This window comes from Streptomyces sp. GbtcB6 (assembly GCF_019091475.1).
Taxonomy (GTDB): Bacteria; Actinomycetota; Actinomycetes; order Streptomycetales; family Streptomycetaceae; genus Streptomyces; species Streptomyces hyaluromycini.
This window is the reverse complement of sequence record NZ_JAGXJL010000051.1, coordinates 40,751-57,155: the sequence shown is the minus strand read 5'-3', so window position 1 is coordinate 57,155 and position 16,405 is coordinate 40,751. Positions and strand designations below refer to the sequence as shown.

Genomic DNA, 16,405 nt, shown 5'->3' with positions numbered 1-16,405 from the left:
GGCATCATCCACGACTTCGTGATGCTCAACACCCTGCGCGAGACACACGCCGCCGAAGCCGCCATCAACCTGGCCGTCGCCGTCCTGCGCAGCGCGCTGCACACCGCCTGACGGCCGGCTCAGAAGGTCCGGAGACGGTACGACCCGGGCAGGTCCCGCACCTGCACGGAGCAGACCACGGCCTGGGTCGCGCCCACCCCCAGATGCTTCTCCAGCAGGGCGAGCACGTCCTCGGACAGCCGGGCCTTGACCGCGTCGGACCGTCCGGGGAACAGCCCCACCTCCACATGCACGAAGGCCGTCGCGTCGCCGTACCGGTCGACCGCGCGGGCCCCGGCCGCCCGCCTGAACAGCGTCTTGCAGGTACCCGCCGAACCGCTCCCCTCCAGCACCGTCGGCTGAAGCTCCGCCGCGAAGACCCGCGGGTCGAAGGAGTCGGCGATCCGCGGGGAGTAGTCGACGGTGATGTGTGGCATGGCGACCCTGATCCTCTTGGCCGGTTGGATTCCCCGAACGTGTTCCGCCGTGATGGTCACCCTCGGCACGACTGATGTGCGGCTGATGTGCGGCTGGTGTGCGGAGAAGATAGTTGTATCAGCCGTCCATCTGCCGGAGGTCCGGCGGCCGGGGCCTGACCGCCGGGTCCCCTGACCGGTGGGGGACCCGGGGGCGCGGATCACGTGCCCCGGCCCTGGGCCGATCGGTCGTTCGCGCGGCGCGCCTCGGCCGTGCGGGCGGTAGTCACTGGAGGATCGGAGGAGCGGCGGCCCAGGTATCGCCCCCTCCCCCACACGCACGTGCGAAGGCCCGGCCATGAAACTCTTCGACGACCCGCTGTTCCGGCTGCCCTTGCCCGACGGCGGCCCGCGTGTCACTCCGGCGGCGGCGTGACCACCGCGCCGGGCGGCGGCCGCTACGGCGAGGCCGTCTTCCGTCCCGAACAGGCCGGTGAGGGCGAGCGCATCGACTTCGGCGCCCTTGCCTACGACGACATCACCATGGCGCGGCTGCGGGCCCTCGGGGCCGGTCCGGGGTGGCGCTGCCTCGACGTGGGGGCCGGTACGGGCACGGTCTCCGGTCGGCTGCTGGACGAGGCCGGGGTGACGAGCGTGCTCGCCGTGGACCGCGACGTGCGCTTCCTGACCGAACGGCCAGGGTTGGACGTGCTGGAGGCCGACATCACCGCCCCGGACGCCGTCCGCGGCCGGTTCCGGCTCGTCCACGCACGCTTCGTGCTGATGCACCTGCCCGAGCACGAGCGCCTGGTCGCCACGCTGGCCGGACTCGTCGCGCCCGGCGGTGTGCTGGTGCTCAGCGACGCGGTCGACCTGACGAGCGACCGGGCTCCCGGCACGCCGTACACGACGGTGATGCGGGCGATGTGGCAGGGGCTGCGGGCCACCATCGGCACCGACGTCTCCTGGGTGCCGTCGTACCCGCAGTTGCTGCGCGGCGCGGGGCTGGGGTCGGTCGCCGCCGAGATCCATGTGCCGCCGCTGCTGCCGGGCAGTCCCGTCAGCCGCTTCTGGGCGGACACCTGGGAGCGGAGCCGGGCGGCGATACGTGCCACCGGCCTGGTCGACGACGCGGCCGTCGACGCGGCGGTCCGGTACCTGGCCTCCGAGGAGTGCGCGGCGCTGTCGGCCGGCATGCTCACCGTCTGGGGCCGGAAGGCCGGGGAGGAGATCTCCCGCTGATCGGAGGGGAACCGGTCAGGAGGCCGGGGAGGCCGCGCGGCGCCGGGTCTCCGCGAGATGGACGCCGATGTAGTTGGTGAGCGTCAGTGCGTCCCGGGGGTCGTCGGCCTGGAAGGTGACGCGACGGAGCAGGCTGACGCCGTCGAGCGTGACGCCTTCGCGGGCGAGGACGAAGACGAGGGCGAGGAAGGCGGAGCGGGCGTTGCCGTCGTCGAAGGGATGGAAGAAGCACACGTCGAGGTAGGCACGGGCGGCGCGGGCGGTCAGCGGCAGAGGCGCGCCGCGGTCCTCGGCGCTCTCGGCCAGGCAGGCGTCGAGGCGGGCCCGGGTGTCCGGGCCGATGCCGTAGCGCTCCCGGCCGCGCTTGGCGAAGGCCGGCAGGGTGCGGAACGCGGGCGGCCGTGCGGTGCCCAGGACGTGCTGCTGCCAGCCCTGAAGCAGTTCGAAGCCGAGCGGCGCGCCGTGCGCCGCGTCGGCCCGGAGCCGTTCGAGCGCGGCGAGCAGCCCCTCGGCGCGGGCCGGGTCCAGGGCACGGTCGAAGGCGCGGATGTCCTCGGCCGCGCCGTCCCGCGCCGCCGTCACCGGTCCTTCCCCGCCGTGGTCGACGGCCTCCTGCCAGGCCACGGTCCCCCGCACGGCGAGCCAGCGCTCCAGGTGGTCGACGGCCGGCCCGGCAGACGGCCCGGCAGACGGCCGCGGTCCGCCGGACGCAGGCAGCGCGAGCGCGAGGCGCTCAGCGACGTCGTCGACCAGCACGATGTCGGGAGTGGTCCAGCTGTGGAACCGCCCGCCGACCGCCTCGTCGACGAGGTCCCGGGCGATGTCCGGTGCGATCCCCCAGCGGTCGAGGAACCAGGTGAGCACCTGCCGGCAGTGCCCGTACCAGCCGCTGCCGCAGCCGGTACGGTCGACGACCTGCAGGATCAGGTTCCGGGCGACGCGCTCCCACAGGATCCGCTGGTCCTCGATGCCGGCCGGATCCAGCGGGTACGCCTCGAACCGCGCGGCGAGACTCTCCAGCCACGTCCGCCACTCGCACAGCGCCGCGACGACCCGGTCGAGCGTCTCCTCCGGGGTAGTGACGGAATCCCGCGGACAGCACCAGCTCCCGACGGGCCCGCCGTCGAGGTCCCCTTCGTCGTGCGCCCAGCGCCAGCCCACGGCCCAGCGGCCGTAACGGTCCATCAGGGCATACGACACGGCGCCCGCCCAGAGGCTGCCCTCGCCATGGCTCCAGTCACTCATCGCCGGATCGATGCGCGATACATCAGGCGGGCGGGGTACACATCGGGCCGGACCGAGCGATCGCACCACCCGCGCCGCCGCCACGCTGTCGAACGGATGACGCGCGGGGTCCACCTCGTCCCAGGTCAGGTCGAACGGCCACACCATACGTCTCACCACGCAAGCCTCCACGGCCGTCCCACGACCGGGCAACTGCATAACCTGTGGCGGCCGCTGATCGGCAGGTCGTCCATCAGCCGTGAACGGGCGGCGAGTTCGACGGCGGAAGAGCGGCCGGACCCTGACCGTGTGCCGGCTGAGTCCACCCGCCGGGCTTCGGCCGAGGAGGCCGGAGTGCGGACGCCAGGCCGGAGTCCGGTATGCCGTTCAGTCCGTTCAGTCCGTTTGGTCCGGCAGAGGGCGCAGCCTGCCGCTCCAACATTCGTCGTCGGCTTCCCGAGGGTTGGTCAAGCTGATGCCGAAAGCGTTCTCCACCAGCCCCAGGACGCTGTGGAGAGGCGCGACCCGGCCAGGAACGAGCCCGAGGGGCCTCATGATCCCGTCGAGCCTTGCCGGCTCCCGCCCACCCGGCTCCATCGCCTGGAGAGTGTCGAATTCGACGATGATCTCGCCGCTCACCGCGTACTTGAAGCAGTGCATCGGCTTCTCGTTGTAGTGCAGCGCGACGGCTTCGGTCCCCGCGGAGACGGCGCTCAGGATCCGCTCGTCGAGTCCGTGCGTGCCGCCCTCTTCCCACGCCCATGTCCAGGAACCGTCGACACCGGTGGTGACGACCGGTTCGTCGTCGTCGAAGAGATCGTCGCCGAAGTCGTCCAACAGGTCCGTGCCGTCGCGAAGCGCCAGGGTCGTCGGGTCCACCCTCATACGGGTCAGCAATTCCTCAGGGGGCAGATCCCGCACGAAGGTCAGTGTGTAGAAGGGAAAGTCCCCTTCCCGGAACATGTCCAGCCCGCGGTCCGCATCAGTACTCGTCATGCGGCAGATGCTGCCACTCCCCACTGACACCCCGTCCGGGACCGCGGCCCTTGAAGGAGTCCCCCGCCTTCGACGAATGGGCTCGGCGGTTCAAGGAGCTCAGGCCTGCCGGGACTCGGGGCGTACGAGGCCGGTCTGGTAGGCGATGACGACGAGTTGGGCGCGGTCGCGGGCGCCGAGTTTCGTCAGCGCGCGCTGGATGTGGCTGCGGACGGTCAGGACGCTCAGGACGAGTTCCCCGGCGATCTCGTCGTTGGACCTGCCGCGGGCGGCTAGCGCGGTGACCTCCCGTTCGCGCGGGGTGAGTTCGTCGAGGCGCTCCGGGGGTGCCAGGAGGGTGCCGGCGGCGGGGCCGGCGAGGAAGCGGGTGATGAGGGCGCGGGTGGCGCCCGGGGACAGCAGGGCCTCGCCGGCGGCAACGGTGCGGATGCCGTCGAGGAGGGTGTCGGTGGTGACGTACTTGCCGAGGAAGCCGCTGGCGCCGACGCGCAGCGCCCGGGCGACGTACTCGTCGGTCTCGTACATGGTGAGGACGAGGACGCGGGTGCCGGACAGGCCGGGGTCGGCGCAGATGGCGGCGGTGGCGGCCAGGCCGTCCGTGCCGGGCATGCGGATGTCCATCAGGACGATGTCGGGGCGGTGGACGCGGGCGAGGTCCACCGCCTCCCGCCCGTCGGCGGCCTCGGCGACCACCTCCAGGTCCGGGCAGGAGTCGATCAGCAGCCGGAACGTGCCGCGCAGCAGGGCCTGGTCGTCGGCGAGCAGGACACGGATACTCACGCGGCGGCCTCTGGTTCTTGCGGTGCGAGGGAGTGGAGCGGGAGGGCGGTGGCGACCTCGAAGCCGCCGCCCGGGAGGGGACCGGCCCGCAGGTCGCCGCCGACGGAGTGGGCGCGCTCGCGCATGCCCATCAGGCCGAAACCGCCGTCGGCGGCCTCCGCGACGGCGGCGGTGCCGTCGTTGGTGACCGAGATGAGCAGCCGGGTCCGAGCATAGGTGAGCCGGACGTCGGCGCCCTGGCCGGCGCCGTGCTTGGTCACGTTGGTGAGGGCTTCCTGGATGATCCGGTACGCCGTCAGGTCCACGCCCGGTGACAGGGGCCTCGACTCGCCCTCGGTGGTGAGGGTGACCTCGAGACCGGCGCTCTCGCAGGTCGAGACCAGTTCGGGCAGCCGGTCCAGGCCGGGGGCGGGCTCAAGGGACTCGGCGTCCGGGTCGCCGGACTGGCGCAGCACCCCGACGGTGGCCCGGAGCTCGATCAGCGCGGAGGACATGGTGGCCGTCAGTCCGTCGAGCAGCTTCAGCGCCTGCTCCGGCTGGGTGGGTACGAGGTGGCGGGCGGTACCGGCCTGGGCGTTGGCGACGGCCATGTGATGGGCGACGACGTCGTGCAGTTCCCGGGCGATGCGCATGCGTTCCTCGGCGACCCGCAGCCGGGCCTCCTCCTCCCGGGTGCGCTCGGCGTACGCGGCCCGGGCCTGTACCGACTCCAGGTAGGCCGTGCGCAGCCGGGCGCCGCTGCCGCCGACCAGGGCCAGCAGCAGCCACAGGACGGGGCCGAGGGTGCGCAGGAGCAGCATCTCGGTCGTGGGGGTGTCGAGCACGGTGGTGATCACCACCATGGCCATGGAAGCCAGGCCGAACACCCGCGTGGTCCCGCGGTCGGTTCCGGCGGCCACCCAGTAGAGGGCCAGCATGAGGGGAGCCAGCAGCAGGGGGGTGGGAATGTAGCCCTGGGCCAGGGTCACCACCGCACCGGCCATGGCCACGACGGCGGCGGCGCGTGGCTGGACGCGTGCCCGCAGCAGGGCGAGACAGGTGACGGCCGCGGGCGCCACGGCGGGCCACACCTGCCCCGGCTGGCTGATACCGGGAACGTGCAGCAGGGCGCCCAGGGCCACGCAGCCGAGCAGCGCCAGGACGGTGGCCGCGTCCACGACGTGGCGATAGCGCCTCGTTCCTCGTTCCAAGCTGGTGGTCATGTGTGTCTCCGGGGGATGAGCCTGGGTCCATGGTGGCCGATGTCCGCGCCGGCACGCCCGGTCGGGACGCCCGTGACCCCGGCGGGACGCCCGTGACCTGTGCCACGGGCGGCCGCCGGGATCTTGTGGGGGCGGTCAGACGCGTGCCTCGACGGGCTCGTCCGGGGTCGGGTCCGGGTCGGCGACCGTGGCGGTGGCCGCGTACCGGGTGAGGGCCTCCCCCTCGATGTCCACCCGGGGCAGCAGCCGGTCCAGCCACTTCGGCAGCCGCCAGGCCCGGTCCCCGAGCAGCGCGAGGACCGCGGGCACGATCGCCATCCGGACGACGAAGGCGTCGAGGAGGACGGCGGTGGCCATGCCGAACCCGATCATCTTGATCATGGACTCGCTCTCGCCGATGAACCCGGCGAAGACCGCGATCATGATGAGGGCGGCGGCCACGACGACCCGGGCGCTGTGCCGGAACCCGGCGACCACCGCCTCCTTCGCCGGCGCGCCGTGGACGTAGGACTCCCGCATCCGGGAGACGAGGAAGACCTCGTAGTCCATGGCGAGGCCGAAGATGATGCCCACCAGGAAGATCGGCATCAGACTCATGACCGGCCCGGTCTGCGCCACCCCGAACAGCCCGGCCGCATGGCCCTGCTGGAAGACCAGGACGACCGCGCCCAGCGCCGCGAGGACCGAGAGCAGGAAGCCGAGCGCCGCCTTGAGCGGGACGAGCAGGGACCGGAAGACCACCAGCAGCAGCACGACGGCGAGACCGACGACGGTGACGAGGTAGGGCACCAGGGCCGACTGCACCTTCGCGGCGACGTCGATGTTCAGCGCGGTGGTGCCGGTGACCTCGAAGGAGGCGCCGGCCGCCGACTCGACGGCCGGGCGCTCGCCGCGGATCGTCCTGACCAGGGTCTTGGTCCTGTCGTCGGTCGGGCTGGTGACGGGCGTGGCGGTGAACACCGCGGTGTCGCCCGCCTTGTCGAAATGCGGCCGGGTGACCGAGACGATGCCCTTCGTACCGGCGATCCGCTCGCTGACCGTGCCGACCGCGGCCTTGGCGTCGGCGGCTCCCCTGGCGTCGACGACGATGGTCAGCGGGCCGTTGAAGCCGGGCCCGAAGCCCTCGGCGAGGTCGTCGTAGGCGCGTCGCTCGGTGGTGGACGTGGACTTGGCCTCGTCTCCGGGCATGCCGAGCTGCAACCGGGTCATCGGGACGGCGAGGGCGCCGAGGCCCAGGACGGCCAGGAGCAGCACGGGGACCGGGCGGCGCAGCACGAGGCGGGCCCAACGGGTGCCGTGGTTGTCGAGGCTGTCCCGACTGCTACGGCTGTCGCCCTGGGGCGTCGCCTTCCTGAGCCGGAACCGGAACCCGAACCCGAACCGGCGGCGGCCGCCTTCCCGACGGCGCTCGGCGCCCGCCAGCACGGCGTTCGGCCAGAATCCGAGGAGGGCCGGTACGACCGTCAGCGCGATGACCACGGCGACGACCACCGCTCCCGCGGCGGTCAGGCCCATCTTGGTCAGCATCGGGATGCCGACGACGGACAGGCCGGCCAGGGCGATGATCACGGTCAGGCCGGCGAAGACCACCGCCGAGCCCGCCGTGCCGACCGCGAGCCCGGCCGCCTCCTCGGGAGCACGGCCCCTGGCGCGCTCCTCCCGGTAGCGGGAGACGACGAACAGGGCGTAGTCGATGCCGACGGCGAGGCCCAGCATCATCGCCAGGGTGCCGGTGCTGGAGGACAGGCCCAGGGCGTCGGACAGCAGGGTGATGGTGAACATGCTGAGGCCGACGCCGAGGATCGCGGTCAGCAGCGGCAGTCCGGCGGCCGCCGGCGAACCGAAGGTGGCCAGCAGGACGACGGCCGCGACCGCGATGCCGATGAACTCGGCGACGCCGCCGGGTCCGGCGCCGCTGTCCAAGGCGGAGCCGCCGGTCTCGACGGTGAGGCCCGTGTCGCGCGCCTGGTCGACGGCGTCGTCCAGTGCCGTGCGGGCGGCGTCGCCGATCTGGGACGACTTGACCTTGTAGGTGACGGTCGCGTACGCCGTCGTACCGTCCTTGCTGACCGCGTTCGCCGTGAACGGGTCGGTGACGCCGGCCACCTGGGCGCCGTCGCCCAGGGCGGTCACCGTCTCCTCGATCGCCTTGCGGTGACCGGTGGCGGTGACCCGCTGCCCGTGCGGGGCGACGAAGACGACACGCGCGGTGGCGCCGTCGGCGGCGGCACCCGGGAAGCGCTCCTGCATCAGGTCGAACGCCTTCTGGGACTCGATGCCCGGCGTCGAGAACTCCTCGTCGGCGGCGCCCGGCGCCTGCAGCGCGCCCAGTCCCACGGCGGCCAGGACGGCCAACCACAGCAAGGCGACGTATCCGCGCCGCCGGAAGGCCAGTCGGCCCAGTCGATACAGAAAAGTAGCCACGTCAGGGAACTCCACATCCGCGATCTCGCTCGGTCACCCAGGCTGTCCCGGCGAGGGCCCCCGCGTCGTCGTGCGGCTACTGGCACTGCCGGCTACTGAATCCGCAGGACGGACTACTGAAACCGCAGTACCCGTCCGGGGCTCCGGCTCCTGCCCCGGTACGACATCCGGACCGTCAGCTCGTCACCCCGAGCGCGCGGAGCACGGCGTCGGCCATGCCGCGCTCGCCGCGCTCGTTGGGGTGCACTGGGGCGGCCGGGGCCGCCGGGACCAGCGGTTCGATCCAGCGCACGCCGGGGTCCGCGCAGGCGCCACGGCCGGTGGAGGGGGTGTAGGTGTCGACGTATCCGGCCCCGGCGGCCCGCGCCCGCTCGCGCAGCACGGCGTTGAGCCGGCGCTCCTTCGCGCGCAGGTAGCTCACGTCGCCGGGTGCCAGTCCGAGCGCGGCGCAGTCGGTTCCGGCGGCGGGCAGGATCGCCGGGTAGCCGACCACGTAGACCCGGGCCGCCGGCGCCCGGCGCCTGACGTCGTCGAGCACGTCGGACAGCCGGGCGCCCGCCGTCCTGATCCGGCCCTCGACCTCGTCGGTGCCGTCCGCCACGTACCGGGCGCGGCACGGCGCCCCGTCGGCCGCGCCGCCCACGATCCGCTGCTCCAACCGGTAGGCCACGCCGCTCTTGACACAGGTCGTGATCAGCGCGCCGAAGCCGATGTCGTTCCCGCCGATGCCGAGGGTGACCAGCCGCGTGGCCCTGTTCACGGCCGACAGTTGCGCGGGGTTGACGCCGTCGTCCGTCGACTGCGGGCCGGACAGATCGTCCATGACGGCCCCGCTGCAGCTGACGTCCCGGAACTCGGCGGCCCGCAGCCCGAGCCGGGCGGCGACCAGGGCGGGATAGTTGCGGTCGGAGCGCTCACAGCCGGCGGGCCGCCCGTGCCGGCCCGGGATGCGGGGGCCGGCCGTGTAGGAGTCGCCGAGCGCGGCGTACGGCCCCTTCGGCGGTACAAGGGGCGGCGCGGCACCACCGCCGCCGCCTCTGCCGACGGTCACGGCGGTGGCGAGCGCGAGGCACGAGGCGACCGCTGCGAGCCCGAACCCGGTACGAGTCCTCATCCGATGGTCCTGTCTCCTGCTGGGGATCCGACCGGCGCAGGGCTGAGCCGCGGTGGGCGGCACGGCGCCGGTCTCCGACACCGCTTCAGGCTCTCCGGGCGCCGCCTGTCCCGTCGTCGTACCGCTGTGGGCAATCGGCGGTCTCACCGCGCAGTACGCGGGGCCGTACCGGCGTACTGCGGTTTCAGCAGCGACTACTGCGGTTCCGGTAGCCCGGGCCCACCGCCGTCTCGCCTGCACCCCGGGACAACCCTGGCGGAACCTCCGATGCCGCCCGCTCCCGCGTCTGCCAGGTTGCCGGGGCACCCCCACGCCTTCCGGGCCAGGTCCGCCGGCCCGGTCAGAGCCTCCGAGGAGCCCGATGAAGCGCCTGCTCGCCCTGCTCTGTCCCGTCCTCGCCGTCTTCGCCCTGACCTCCCCGGCACAGCCGGCGAGCGCGGTCTCCGCACGGTCGTCGCCGCAGCAGGCCTGCGCCGGGCTCTCCGCGCCCCGGGTGGCCGGAGCGCGCGTCGAGTCGCTGACCGCCGCCGTCCGTCCCGCCCGGGGCGACTCCGCGCCCGCCGTCTGTGACGTGACCGTGGTGCTCTCGCACCCGGGGGTGGGCGACCGTGTGACGAACCGTCTGCTGCTGCCGCTGACCTCGTGGAACGGCCGCTTCGAGGCCCTCGGCGGCGGTGGGTACGCCGCCGGGGCGAGCGAGGACGGCCTCGCCCGGGCCACCATGAACGGCTACGCGGCGGCCACCACCGACGCCGGAGTCTCCGCCGACGCCCTGGAACCTTCGGCGTGGGCACTGGACGCACAGGGCCGGGTCGACTCGGGGCTGCTGGAGAACTTCGCCGGCCGCTCCCTGCACGACATAGCCGTGGCCGGCAAGCAGCTCACGGCCGCCTTCTACGGCGGCGGCAGCTTCTACTCGTACTGGGACGGCTGCTCGACCGGCGGCCGGCAGGGGTTGATGCTGGCCCAGCGGTACCCCGACGACTTCAACGGCATCGTGGCCGCGGCGCCCGCCGTCAACTGGGACCGTTTCGTCCCCGCCGAGCTCTGGCCGCAGGTGGTGATGGAGCAGGCGGGTGACCTTCTCGGCTCCTGCGAGCTGAACGCCTTCACCAAGGCGGCGGTCGCGTCCTGCGACGGTGACGACGGGGTGGTGGACGGCGTCGTCGACGAGCCCGACCGCTGCCGCTTCGACCCCCGGACGCTCATCGGCGACCAAGTGACCTGCCAGGGCACGACGTTCCGGATCAGCGCCGAGGACGCCGAGGTCGTCGCCCGCATCTGGGAGGGGCCCACCACCCGCGCCGGCACGTCCCTCTGGTACGGCCTGAACAGCAGCGCCCCGCTGGCCCTCCTGGCCGGCACCACCGCGGCCTCCGACGGAACTCTCACGGGGACGCCGTTCCCCATCAGCGCCGACTGGATCAAGTACTTCCTCGAACAGGACCCGGACTTCGACACCTCGACGCTCACCTACACCGGGTTCGAGCGTCTCTTCCGCCAGTCCCAGCGCGAGTACAACCGGGTCATCGGCACGGACGACCCCGACCTGGGCGCCTTCGAGGCGGCCGGCGGCAAGATGGTCACCTGGCACGGGCTGTCCGACCCGCTGATCATGCCCGAGGGCACGGTCGACTACCGAGAGCGCGTCGAGCACGCGATGGGCGGGGCCCGGCAGGTCGACTCGTTCTACCGGGTCTTCCTCGCGCCCGGCGTCGGGCACTGCGCCGGCGGCAACGGCCCGGTGCCCACCGATCCGCTGGCCGCCGTCGTCGACTGGGTCGAACACGGCCGGGCCCCCGACACCCTGCCCGCGGCCACCACCACCGCCGACGGCACGGTCGTCACCCGCGACCTCTGCCGCTACCCGCTGCACGCCCGCTACACGGGCCGCGGCCCGACCATGGAGGCCGCGAGCTACACGTGCCGCCGCTGACATCTCGCCGGCGAGGGGAGCCGCGGGAGCACCGAGGCCGACGACGCGGCGGCGTGCGGACTGCCGCCCAGCAGCGCCGGGTCGGGTTCGGCGAGGCCGAGCCGGTAACCGGCGACGGGGGTGCGGCCGCGCCCGGCCGGTTCGGCTCGTCCTCGGCCTTGAGGCCGGGGTCCTCGCCGCGCGGGCGGCCGAGCCGCAGGCCGGGCCTCGTTCGAACCGGGTTGTGCACCGACCCCGGACGGCATCTGCGCAGAAGCGACACACAGGCTGCACACTGCCTGGCCAAAGGATCGCTACCGTTCTGGCCGTTCGATCCCACGTGCGAACGAGATCAGGCCATGGCGGTGGACGCCGTCGGCGCAGTCGAGTCAGGAAGACGCGGATGGACTACTGCTCCTCGTGCCGTCGGCACCTCAACGGCGCCTTGGCGTGCCCCGGCTGCGGCGCCTACGCCCCGGACATCGCCCCGCGCGCCACTGCGGCCCCGGCGACGACCGGCGCGGCGGTCTGGCAGGCCCCGGCCGACACCACGTGGTTCGACACGGACACGTACGCCGAAGAGGCCGCCGAGGAGCCTTACGACGGCCCGGACGGCGCCCCGTCCGCGCCGCTGGGCCGGGCGGCCCGGCGCCGTCAGCGGGCCCGCTGGAAGAAGAACCAGCGGCGGGCCGTGGTGGCCACCGCGGTCGCCCTGGTCGGCGGCGGACTGACCGTCGCCTCGCTGGACCGGCAGGGCACCGACCGGGCCCAGGCGGCCACGGCCCCGGACAACAGGCCCATGGGTCTCGCCGACGAGCAGACCACGGACGTCGCCCAGGCGGCGGCGGTGCCGACCGGCCGGCACCGGGCCCCGGACACCACGCCCGCCACCGGCTCGGCGACGTCGAACCCGCGGGCACAGACCACCGGCCCGCGCCACGCCACACCGACGCCCCGTCAGGACACCGCTGCGTCACCGCAGCCCGCGGCGACCTCCGCCGCCCAGCCGCAGTCCGCCGCCACGGTGTCCGGAGACACGGTCGCCGCGACGGCGGCGCCGACGGCGGCCACGCCCACCGCGAGCGCGACTGCCACCACAGGCACATCGACATCGCCGGCGAGCCCCGCACCGACCGCTTCCGCGACCTCGCCCTCGCACCTCTGCCTGCTGGTCATCTGCATCGGCTGACCCCCGGGCCGCCTTGAGTCACCAGGGCAGCCGGCCGTTCACGTCGAAGAAGCCGCCGGTCGGTCCGTCCGGGCCGATCTGCGCCATCCGTACGATGATCTCGGCACCCTGCTCCACGGTCTGCGTGCCCGTGTTGCCGTTCAGGTCCGTCTTGGTGAAGCCGGGCTCGACGGAGTTGATCCGCATGGCCGGGAACGCCTTCGCGAACTGCACGGTGAGCATGTTGACCGCGGTCTTGGAGGCCGGGTACGCGATGCCCGGGTAGAAGTGCGCGAAGTGGTCCGGGTCGGAGAGAGCCGTCAGCGAGGCCAGACCGCTGCTGACGTTGACCACGGCCGGTGCCGCCGAGCGCTCCAGCAGGGGCAGGAAGGCGTGCAGGACGCGGACGACACCGAAGACGTTCGTCTCGAAGGTGGTGCGCATCTGGTCCGCGGTGACGGTCTCGGCCGTGGGGACGCTGTTGTCCGCGGTCCTGCTCTCGATCCCGGCGTTGTTGATCAGTACGTCGAGCCCGCCGTCGGCCTCGATCTTCTTGGCCGCGGCCTCGACCGAGGCGTCGTCGGTGACGTCGAGGAGGACGAACCGGGCACCCAGTTCCCCGGCTGCCCGGCGGCCGCGGTCGGCGTCCCGGGCTCCGATGTACACGGTGTGACCTGCGGCGATGAGCTGGCGGGCGGTTTCGTGACCGATGCCCTTGTTGGCTCCGGTGATCAGTGTTGTCGTCATGCCTCCACACTGCGCCCCGGCCGCGGGAGCAGCCAGAAGACCCTTCTTCCTGGGACTGCGGGTACCACCGACGCACCTCTCTGACCTGGGCTTACTGAGGCTGAAACGGCTGTGACCTGCTAGGTCGGGTTGCAGAGGCGATCGGAGGCAGTCAGAGGCATCGGCCTCCCAAACTGCCCTTTGAGCGACCGGCGTTGACCGGTGTGGATCCAGGGCGGCGACTCTGACAGGCCTCTCGGTCGTCTCCGATTGGCCTGCAGCCGACGTACGGTCCACTGGGACTCAGCACCCCAGTTGCCACTCCGGCCATCAGCGTCGTCCTGTGCGTGACGAGTCGGCACCGTCCTCGCGCCTACCTGACTCGGCGTCAGTCTCGCGGGTGGGCTGCTCTTCTCCTCACGCACGCTCACGCTGTGGTCGGGGCGACCGCAAAGACGGATCCCGTGCTGGCTCCCGCCTACACCACGCCGTTCAGCACCACAGGTTCAGGGCGCTCACTGACGGGACTCTCGATGCCCAAGTTCGGGTCGCGTCGTGCCGCACTGCGCCACAAGGTCTTTCCCGTCGCAGCATCGACACAGGTGATCCGCCCGTCAATGGCCGAGCTGTACAGCCGGCCGCCGGCAAGCACCGGGCGAACGGGAGATTCGCCTCCCGTCTCCACGGCCCAGTTTCGCCGGCCTGTCCGGAGGTCGTACGAGGCCAGCACGCCGTCCGCCCGGCTGATGTAGAGCATGTCGCCGTGCGGAGCCTTCCGGGTCCGTCGTCTTCTCAGGTTCCTCCGCTCCTGCTGCCCCTATCCCCTGTTCCTGAAGCAAAGCAAGCAGCTCGGCGGCGGAGGGTCGGCCGGTGGGATCCTTGCTTAAGCACTGCTCGATGACGGAACGCAGAGCCGACGGGACTCCCGCGAGGTCCGGAGCGTCATGCGCAATCTTCATGGCGACCGCGATGGGTGGGGCGCCCGTGTCGCCGTCAGGGGGGCACGGTGGCGCACCGCCGAGGAGCTACTCGTCCACCACAAGCAGCTCGTCCGTCTCAGCGACGCCGGCAAGCCAGCCGACCTCGTTCGACCCGACCCCGTACGTGGCCGCCGACACATTCAGCGGCGGGCACACTTCGTCGCCGTCGCACTGCGACTCGTCCAGCTCACACCACCCGTCGAGCTGCGCCGACTACTGACCTCGGGTCGCCAGAGCAGGCATACCCGAATGAGCAGGTGGAACAGTGGCCATGTGCGACCGCCGGGCGTCGAACACGTTAAGGGTTCGCCAACCCTCTTGTGATTCACGTCTCAGTGACCATCATTGAGGTTACGCACCCAGCCCTAACCAAGCTGGCGAGCGGCACACAAAGAGGCCCCCTGCTGGCTGCAAGGGGCTTTTGTAGGCCGGGATCGGAGGCACTGGCACTGCTTCCGAACCCGGCCTCATTCATCCCCGCCAGATCTCCCGTCGGCGATCTGGAAGCCGCACCTCTCGCGAAGGGTCCGACTCTGCGGGCGGCCGACCGTAGTACACATTGGTCTGATGCACGCTCGGGGAATAGATGTACGTGATGTTGGTGGTGACCGGCGCCACCTGGGGCCGATCTCGGGCAAGGCGCTTGACGCGGAAGTACCGCCAGGCTCCCCAGCACCAACCTAGTAGTTCACCTACAACCACCAGGTAGTGCAACCAAAGCATCCATTCGTGGAATTTCTCCAACTGCTCTCTCCCTATCGCATGTGTTGCATGTGCGGCCGCGGCAACTCGGTGTCACCGGGACCGCAGTGCATCCGCGACCCCAGCAACTGGGTGTTGCCAGGACCGCGAGACCGCCACCGCGACCTAGCAGGCCGCGACGGCGTTTCCCTTTCCTTTGGTGGTGGACTCGGCGCTCATGGCGCCTACCAGGTCGCCGTTTAGTGCCACGTTCGTGGCGGGGCGACCGCGGAGCGCGTGCTGACGGGTCCACGACTTGTCGTGACCCCTACAGCGGGTTGCGCTTACCGCGTTGCGATAGGGATGTGGAGTTGTCAACGAACGGCCGCGGGCCGAAAGTACGTTGCCGTCTTGTTCTTCCGGACCAGCTGTGTACAGCATGCGCAGGCGGAGACAGACCGCGCGTGTGCCGCTAGCGACAAAGCGCGAGTCAGAACGTTGTGGACTTGCACAGCAGCCGAACACCGCGTGCGGGACTCTTACCTGATTGGGGATCAGCGAAGATCAAATACAGAAGATCTATTGCCGGGCCATCAGCACCCGAGGCGAAGTGCGCGGGCCATGAAGTTGTTCGGCCTTGTCCCCGGATGCCGGACGATCTTCGAGCAGACGACTTGGCCGTCCACCTCGAATCGGAGCGCCTTCGCGCGGCGTGGCCTGATGATGTGCGGGCGGATCCCGTTCAGCACGAAGAGCGTGGCCGGGTGGTCGCAGGTGATGACGCCCTGCAAGCCGCGCGGCCCCTCCTCAATGTGCCAGTCGATGCACTCCGGCGATTCGCCAATTGATGCGGTCTTGGACGAGTGGTACGTAATGGACGCCGGTGTTGAATGCTGGACCGCATTGCACACTTCGGCCGTCGAGCAGCTTGGACGCCTGGAAGAGACCGATGACCGTAGAAGCAGGTTCGCTCGCACCGAGCAGAGGTACACCCTGGAGCAGGTTCAGAGATTCGACGGCAAGGGCTTTGAAGCGCTCGTCGCCTGGCTCACCCAAAGAGTCAAGCAAGGGCTCCAAGTACACGGTGACCAGCACGAACGTTCAGACCTTCAACGGAACTGCACGACCGGAGCATCCGGCGGACGTCCCCGTAATGATCACGAACGGCAGCTTCTCGGAACCCGCCCGTGAGTTCGCCAGGGACCATGCAATCCATCTGGTCGGGTCTCGGGAGCTGGAGCGCTGGGCCAGTGGGGGGATTCGCTGTACGAGGTGGTGGGTGTACCTGCGCCGTGTCCCGCAGGGTTAGCCTCTCCTTGAATTGGGTCAGTCTTCAACCGACGCAGGAAGAGAGCTGTCGGCGGCGGACGGTCGGCCAGCCGCTTGAGACGTCGTCTCGTGTGAGGTGCTGGGTGATGCGCGCAGTGTGGTTCGACCGCACCGCAGTGCTCGGGCGGGAAATGGGGTGACGGCTGGCAGGCCCCCGCTGGAGCGGGGG

15 protein-coding genes and 1 pseudogene are annotated in these 16,405 nt (G+C 71.6%); 5 read left to right on the top strand and 11 right to left on the bottom strand.

What is annotated here, in order from left to right:
* A pseudogene (locus tag KVT45_RS57005) lies at positions 1-111 on the top strand (esterase); the annotation flags it as partial.
* 8 nt (positions 112-119) lie between these two features.
* Here KVT45_RS57005 and KVT45_RS45075 read toward each other — a convergent pair.
* Complete coding sequence (locus tag KVT45_RS45075) at positions 120-476, bottom strand: 5-carboxymethyl-2-hydroxymuconate Delta-isomerase (protein ID WP_217555546.1); 357 nt, start codon at positions 474-476, stop codon at positions 120-122.
* Between the two features lie 411 nt (positions 477-887).
* Here KVT45_RS45075 and KVT45_RS45070 point away from each other — a divergent pair, with 411 nt between their 5' ends.
* Positions 888-1,697: a trans-aconitate 2-methyltransferase gene (locus KVT45_RS45070; RefSeq protein ID WP_217555544.1), complete on the top strand. Its 810-nt coding sequence runs from the start codon at positions 888-890 to the stop codon at positions 1,695-1,697.
* Positions 1,698-1,712: 15 nt separating this feature from the next.
* Here the strand turns inward: KVT45_RS45070 and KVT45_RS45065 are convergent, their stop codons facing one another.
* The 6 genes from KVT45_RS45065 to KVT45_RS45040 all read right to left on the bottom strand — a co-directional run bounded on the left by KVT45_RS45065 (position 1,713) and on the right by KVT45_RS45040 (position 9,437).
* Positions 1,713-2,942: a Fic family protein gene (locus KVT45_RS45065; RefSeq protein WP_308311054.1), complete on the bottom strand. Its 1,230-nt coding sequence runs from the start codon at positions 2,940-2,942 to the stop codon at positions 1,713-1,715.
* A gap of 375 nt (positions 2,943-3,317) precedes the next feature.
* Positions 3,318-3,917, bottom strand: a complete 600-nt coding sequence (locus KVT45_RS45060) for a DUF6461 domain-containing protein (RefSeq protein WP_217555543.1) — start codon at positions 3,915-3,917, stop codon at positions 3,318-3,320.
* A gap of 99 nt (positions 3,918-4,016) precedes the next feature.
* A complete protein-coding gene (locus tag KVT45_RS45055; RefSeq protein ID WP_217555541.1) occupies positions 4,017-4,697 on the bottom strand; it encodes a response regulator transcription factor in 681 nt (226 codons plus the stop codon).
* On the bottom strand, positions 4,694-5,899 hold the full coding sequence (locus KVT45_RS45050; RefSeq protein ID WP_217555539.1) for a sensor histidine kinase: 1,206 nt from the start codon (positions 5,897-5,899) through the stop codon (positions 4,694-4,696). Before KVT45_RS45050 ends, KVT45_RS45055 begins: the two co-directional genes overlap by 4 nt.
* 135 nt (positions 5,900-6,034) lie before the next feature.
* Complete coding sequence (locus KVT45_RS45045) at positions 6,035-8,323, bottom strand: MMPL family transporter (RefSeq protein ID WP_217555537.1); 2,289 nt, start codon at positions 8,321-8,323, stop codon at positions 6,035-6,037.
* Between the two features lie 175 nt (positions 8,324-8,498).
* Positions 8,499-9,437: an SGNH/GDSL hydrolase family protein gene (locus tag KVT45_RS45040; RefSeq protein ID WP_217555535.1), complete on the bottom strand. Its 939-nt coding sequence runs from the start codon at positions 9,435-9,437 to the stop codon at positions 8,499-8,501.
* Between the two features lie 361 nt (positions 9,438-9,798).
* Between KVT45_RS45040 and KVT45_RS45035 the strand changes: the two genes are divergently transcribed.
* Both KVT45_RS45035 and KVT45_RS45030 read left to right on the top strand, forming a co-directional pair.
* Positions 9,799-11,373: a tannase/feruloyl esterase family alpha/beta hydrolase gene (locus KVT45_RS45035; RefSeq protein ID WP_217555533.1), complete on the top strand. Its 1,575-nt coding sequence runs from the start codon at positions 9,799-9,801 to the stop codon at positions 11,371-11,373.
* 382 nt (positions 11,374-11,755) lie between these two features.
* Positions 11,756-12,541, top strand: coding sequence for a hypothetical protein (locus KVT45_RS45030; protein ID WP_217555531.1), 786 nt, complete (start codon positions 11,756-11,758; stop codon positions 12,539-12,541).
* An 18-nt stretch (positions 12,542-12,559) separates the two neighbouring features.
* Here KVT45_RS45030 and KVT45_RS45025 read toward each other — a convergent pair whose 3' ends face one another.
* The 4 genes from KVT45_RS45025 to KVT45_RS57000 all read right to left on the bottom strand — a co-directional run bounded on the left by KVT45_RS45025 (position 12,560) and on the right by KVT45_RS57000 (position 16,002).
* Entirely contained in the window at positions 12,560-13,267 is a 708-nt protein-coding gene (locus tag KVT45_RS45025; protein WP_217555529.1) for an SDR family oxidoreductase, read from the bottom strand.
* A 457-nt stretch (positions 13,268-13,724) separates the two neighbouring features.
* Complete coding sequence (locus KVT45_RS45020) at positions 13,725-14,003, bottom strand: PQQ-binding-like beta-propeller repeat protein (RefSeq protein ID WP_217555527.1); 279 nt, start codon at positions 14,001-14,003, stop codon at positions 13,725-13,727.
* Positions 14,004-15,500: 1,497 nt separating this feature from the next.
* Positions 15,501-15,698 (bottom strand): hypothetical protein, encoded by a 198-nt coding sequence (locus tag KVT45_RS45015; RefSeq protein WP_217555526.1) that lies wholly within the window; start codon positions 15,696-15,698, stop codon positions 15,501-15,503.
* 16 nt (positions 15,699-15,714) lie between these two features.
* A complete protein-coding gene (locus KVT45_RS57000) occupies positions 15,715-16,002 on the bottom strand; it encodes a hypothetical protein (protein ID WP_254648297.1) in 288 nt (95 codons plus the stop codon).
* On the opposite strand from KVT45_RS57000, the gene KVT45_RS45010 reads away from it, so the two are divergent.
* Entirely contained in the window at positions 15,992-16,216 is a 225-nt protein-coding gene (locus KVT45_RS45010; protein WP_308311055.1) for a restriction endonuclease, read from the top strand. The two genes, KVT45_RS57000 and KVT45_RS45010, sit on opposite strands and share 11 nt — an antisense overlap.
* The last annotated feature ends 189 nt before the right edge of the window (positions 16,217-16,405 follow it).

Bases quoted from the DNA above. Each gene is read 5' to 3' on its own strand.
- KVT45_RS45075 (WP_217555546.1), bottom strand. From the start codon at position 476: ATGCCACACATCACCGTCGACTACTCCCCGCGGATCGCCGACTCCTTC.
- KVT45_RS45065 (WP_308311054.1), bottom strand. From the start codon at position 2,942: ATGAGTGACTGGAGCCATGGCGAGGGCAGCCTCTGGGCGGGCGCCGTG.
- KVT45_RS45060 (WP_217555543.1), bottom strand. From the start codon at position 3,917: ATGACGAGTACTGATGCGGACCGCGGGCTGGACATGTTCCGGGAAGGG.
- KVT45_RS45050 (WP_217555539.1), bottom strand. From the start codon at position 5,899: ATGACCACCAGCTTGGAACGAGGAACGAGGCGCTATCGCCACGTCGTG.
- KVT45_RS45040 (WP_217555535.1), bottom strand. From the start codon at position 9,437: ATGAGGACTCGTACCGGGTTCGGGCTCGCAGCGGTCGCCTCGTGCCTC.
- KVT45_RS45035 (WP_217555533.1), top strand. From the start codon at position 9,799: ATGAAGCGCCTGCTCGCCCTGCTCTGTCCCGTCCTCGCCGTCTTCGCC.
- KVT45_RS45030 (WP_217555531.1), top strand. From the start codon at position 11,756: ATGGACTACTGCTCCTCGTGCCGTCGGCACCTCAACGGCGCCTTGGCG.
- KVT45_RS45025 (WP_217555529.1), bottom strand. From the start codon at position 13,267: ATGACGACAACACTGATCACCGGAGCCAACAAGGGCATCGGTCACGAA.
- KVT45_RS45020 (WP_217555527.1), bottom strand. From the start codon at position 14,003: ATGCTCTACATCAGCCGGGCGGACGGCGTGCTGGCCTCGTACGACCTC.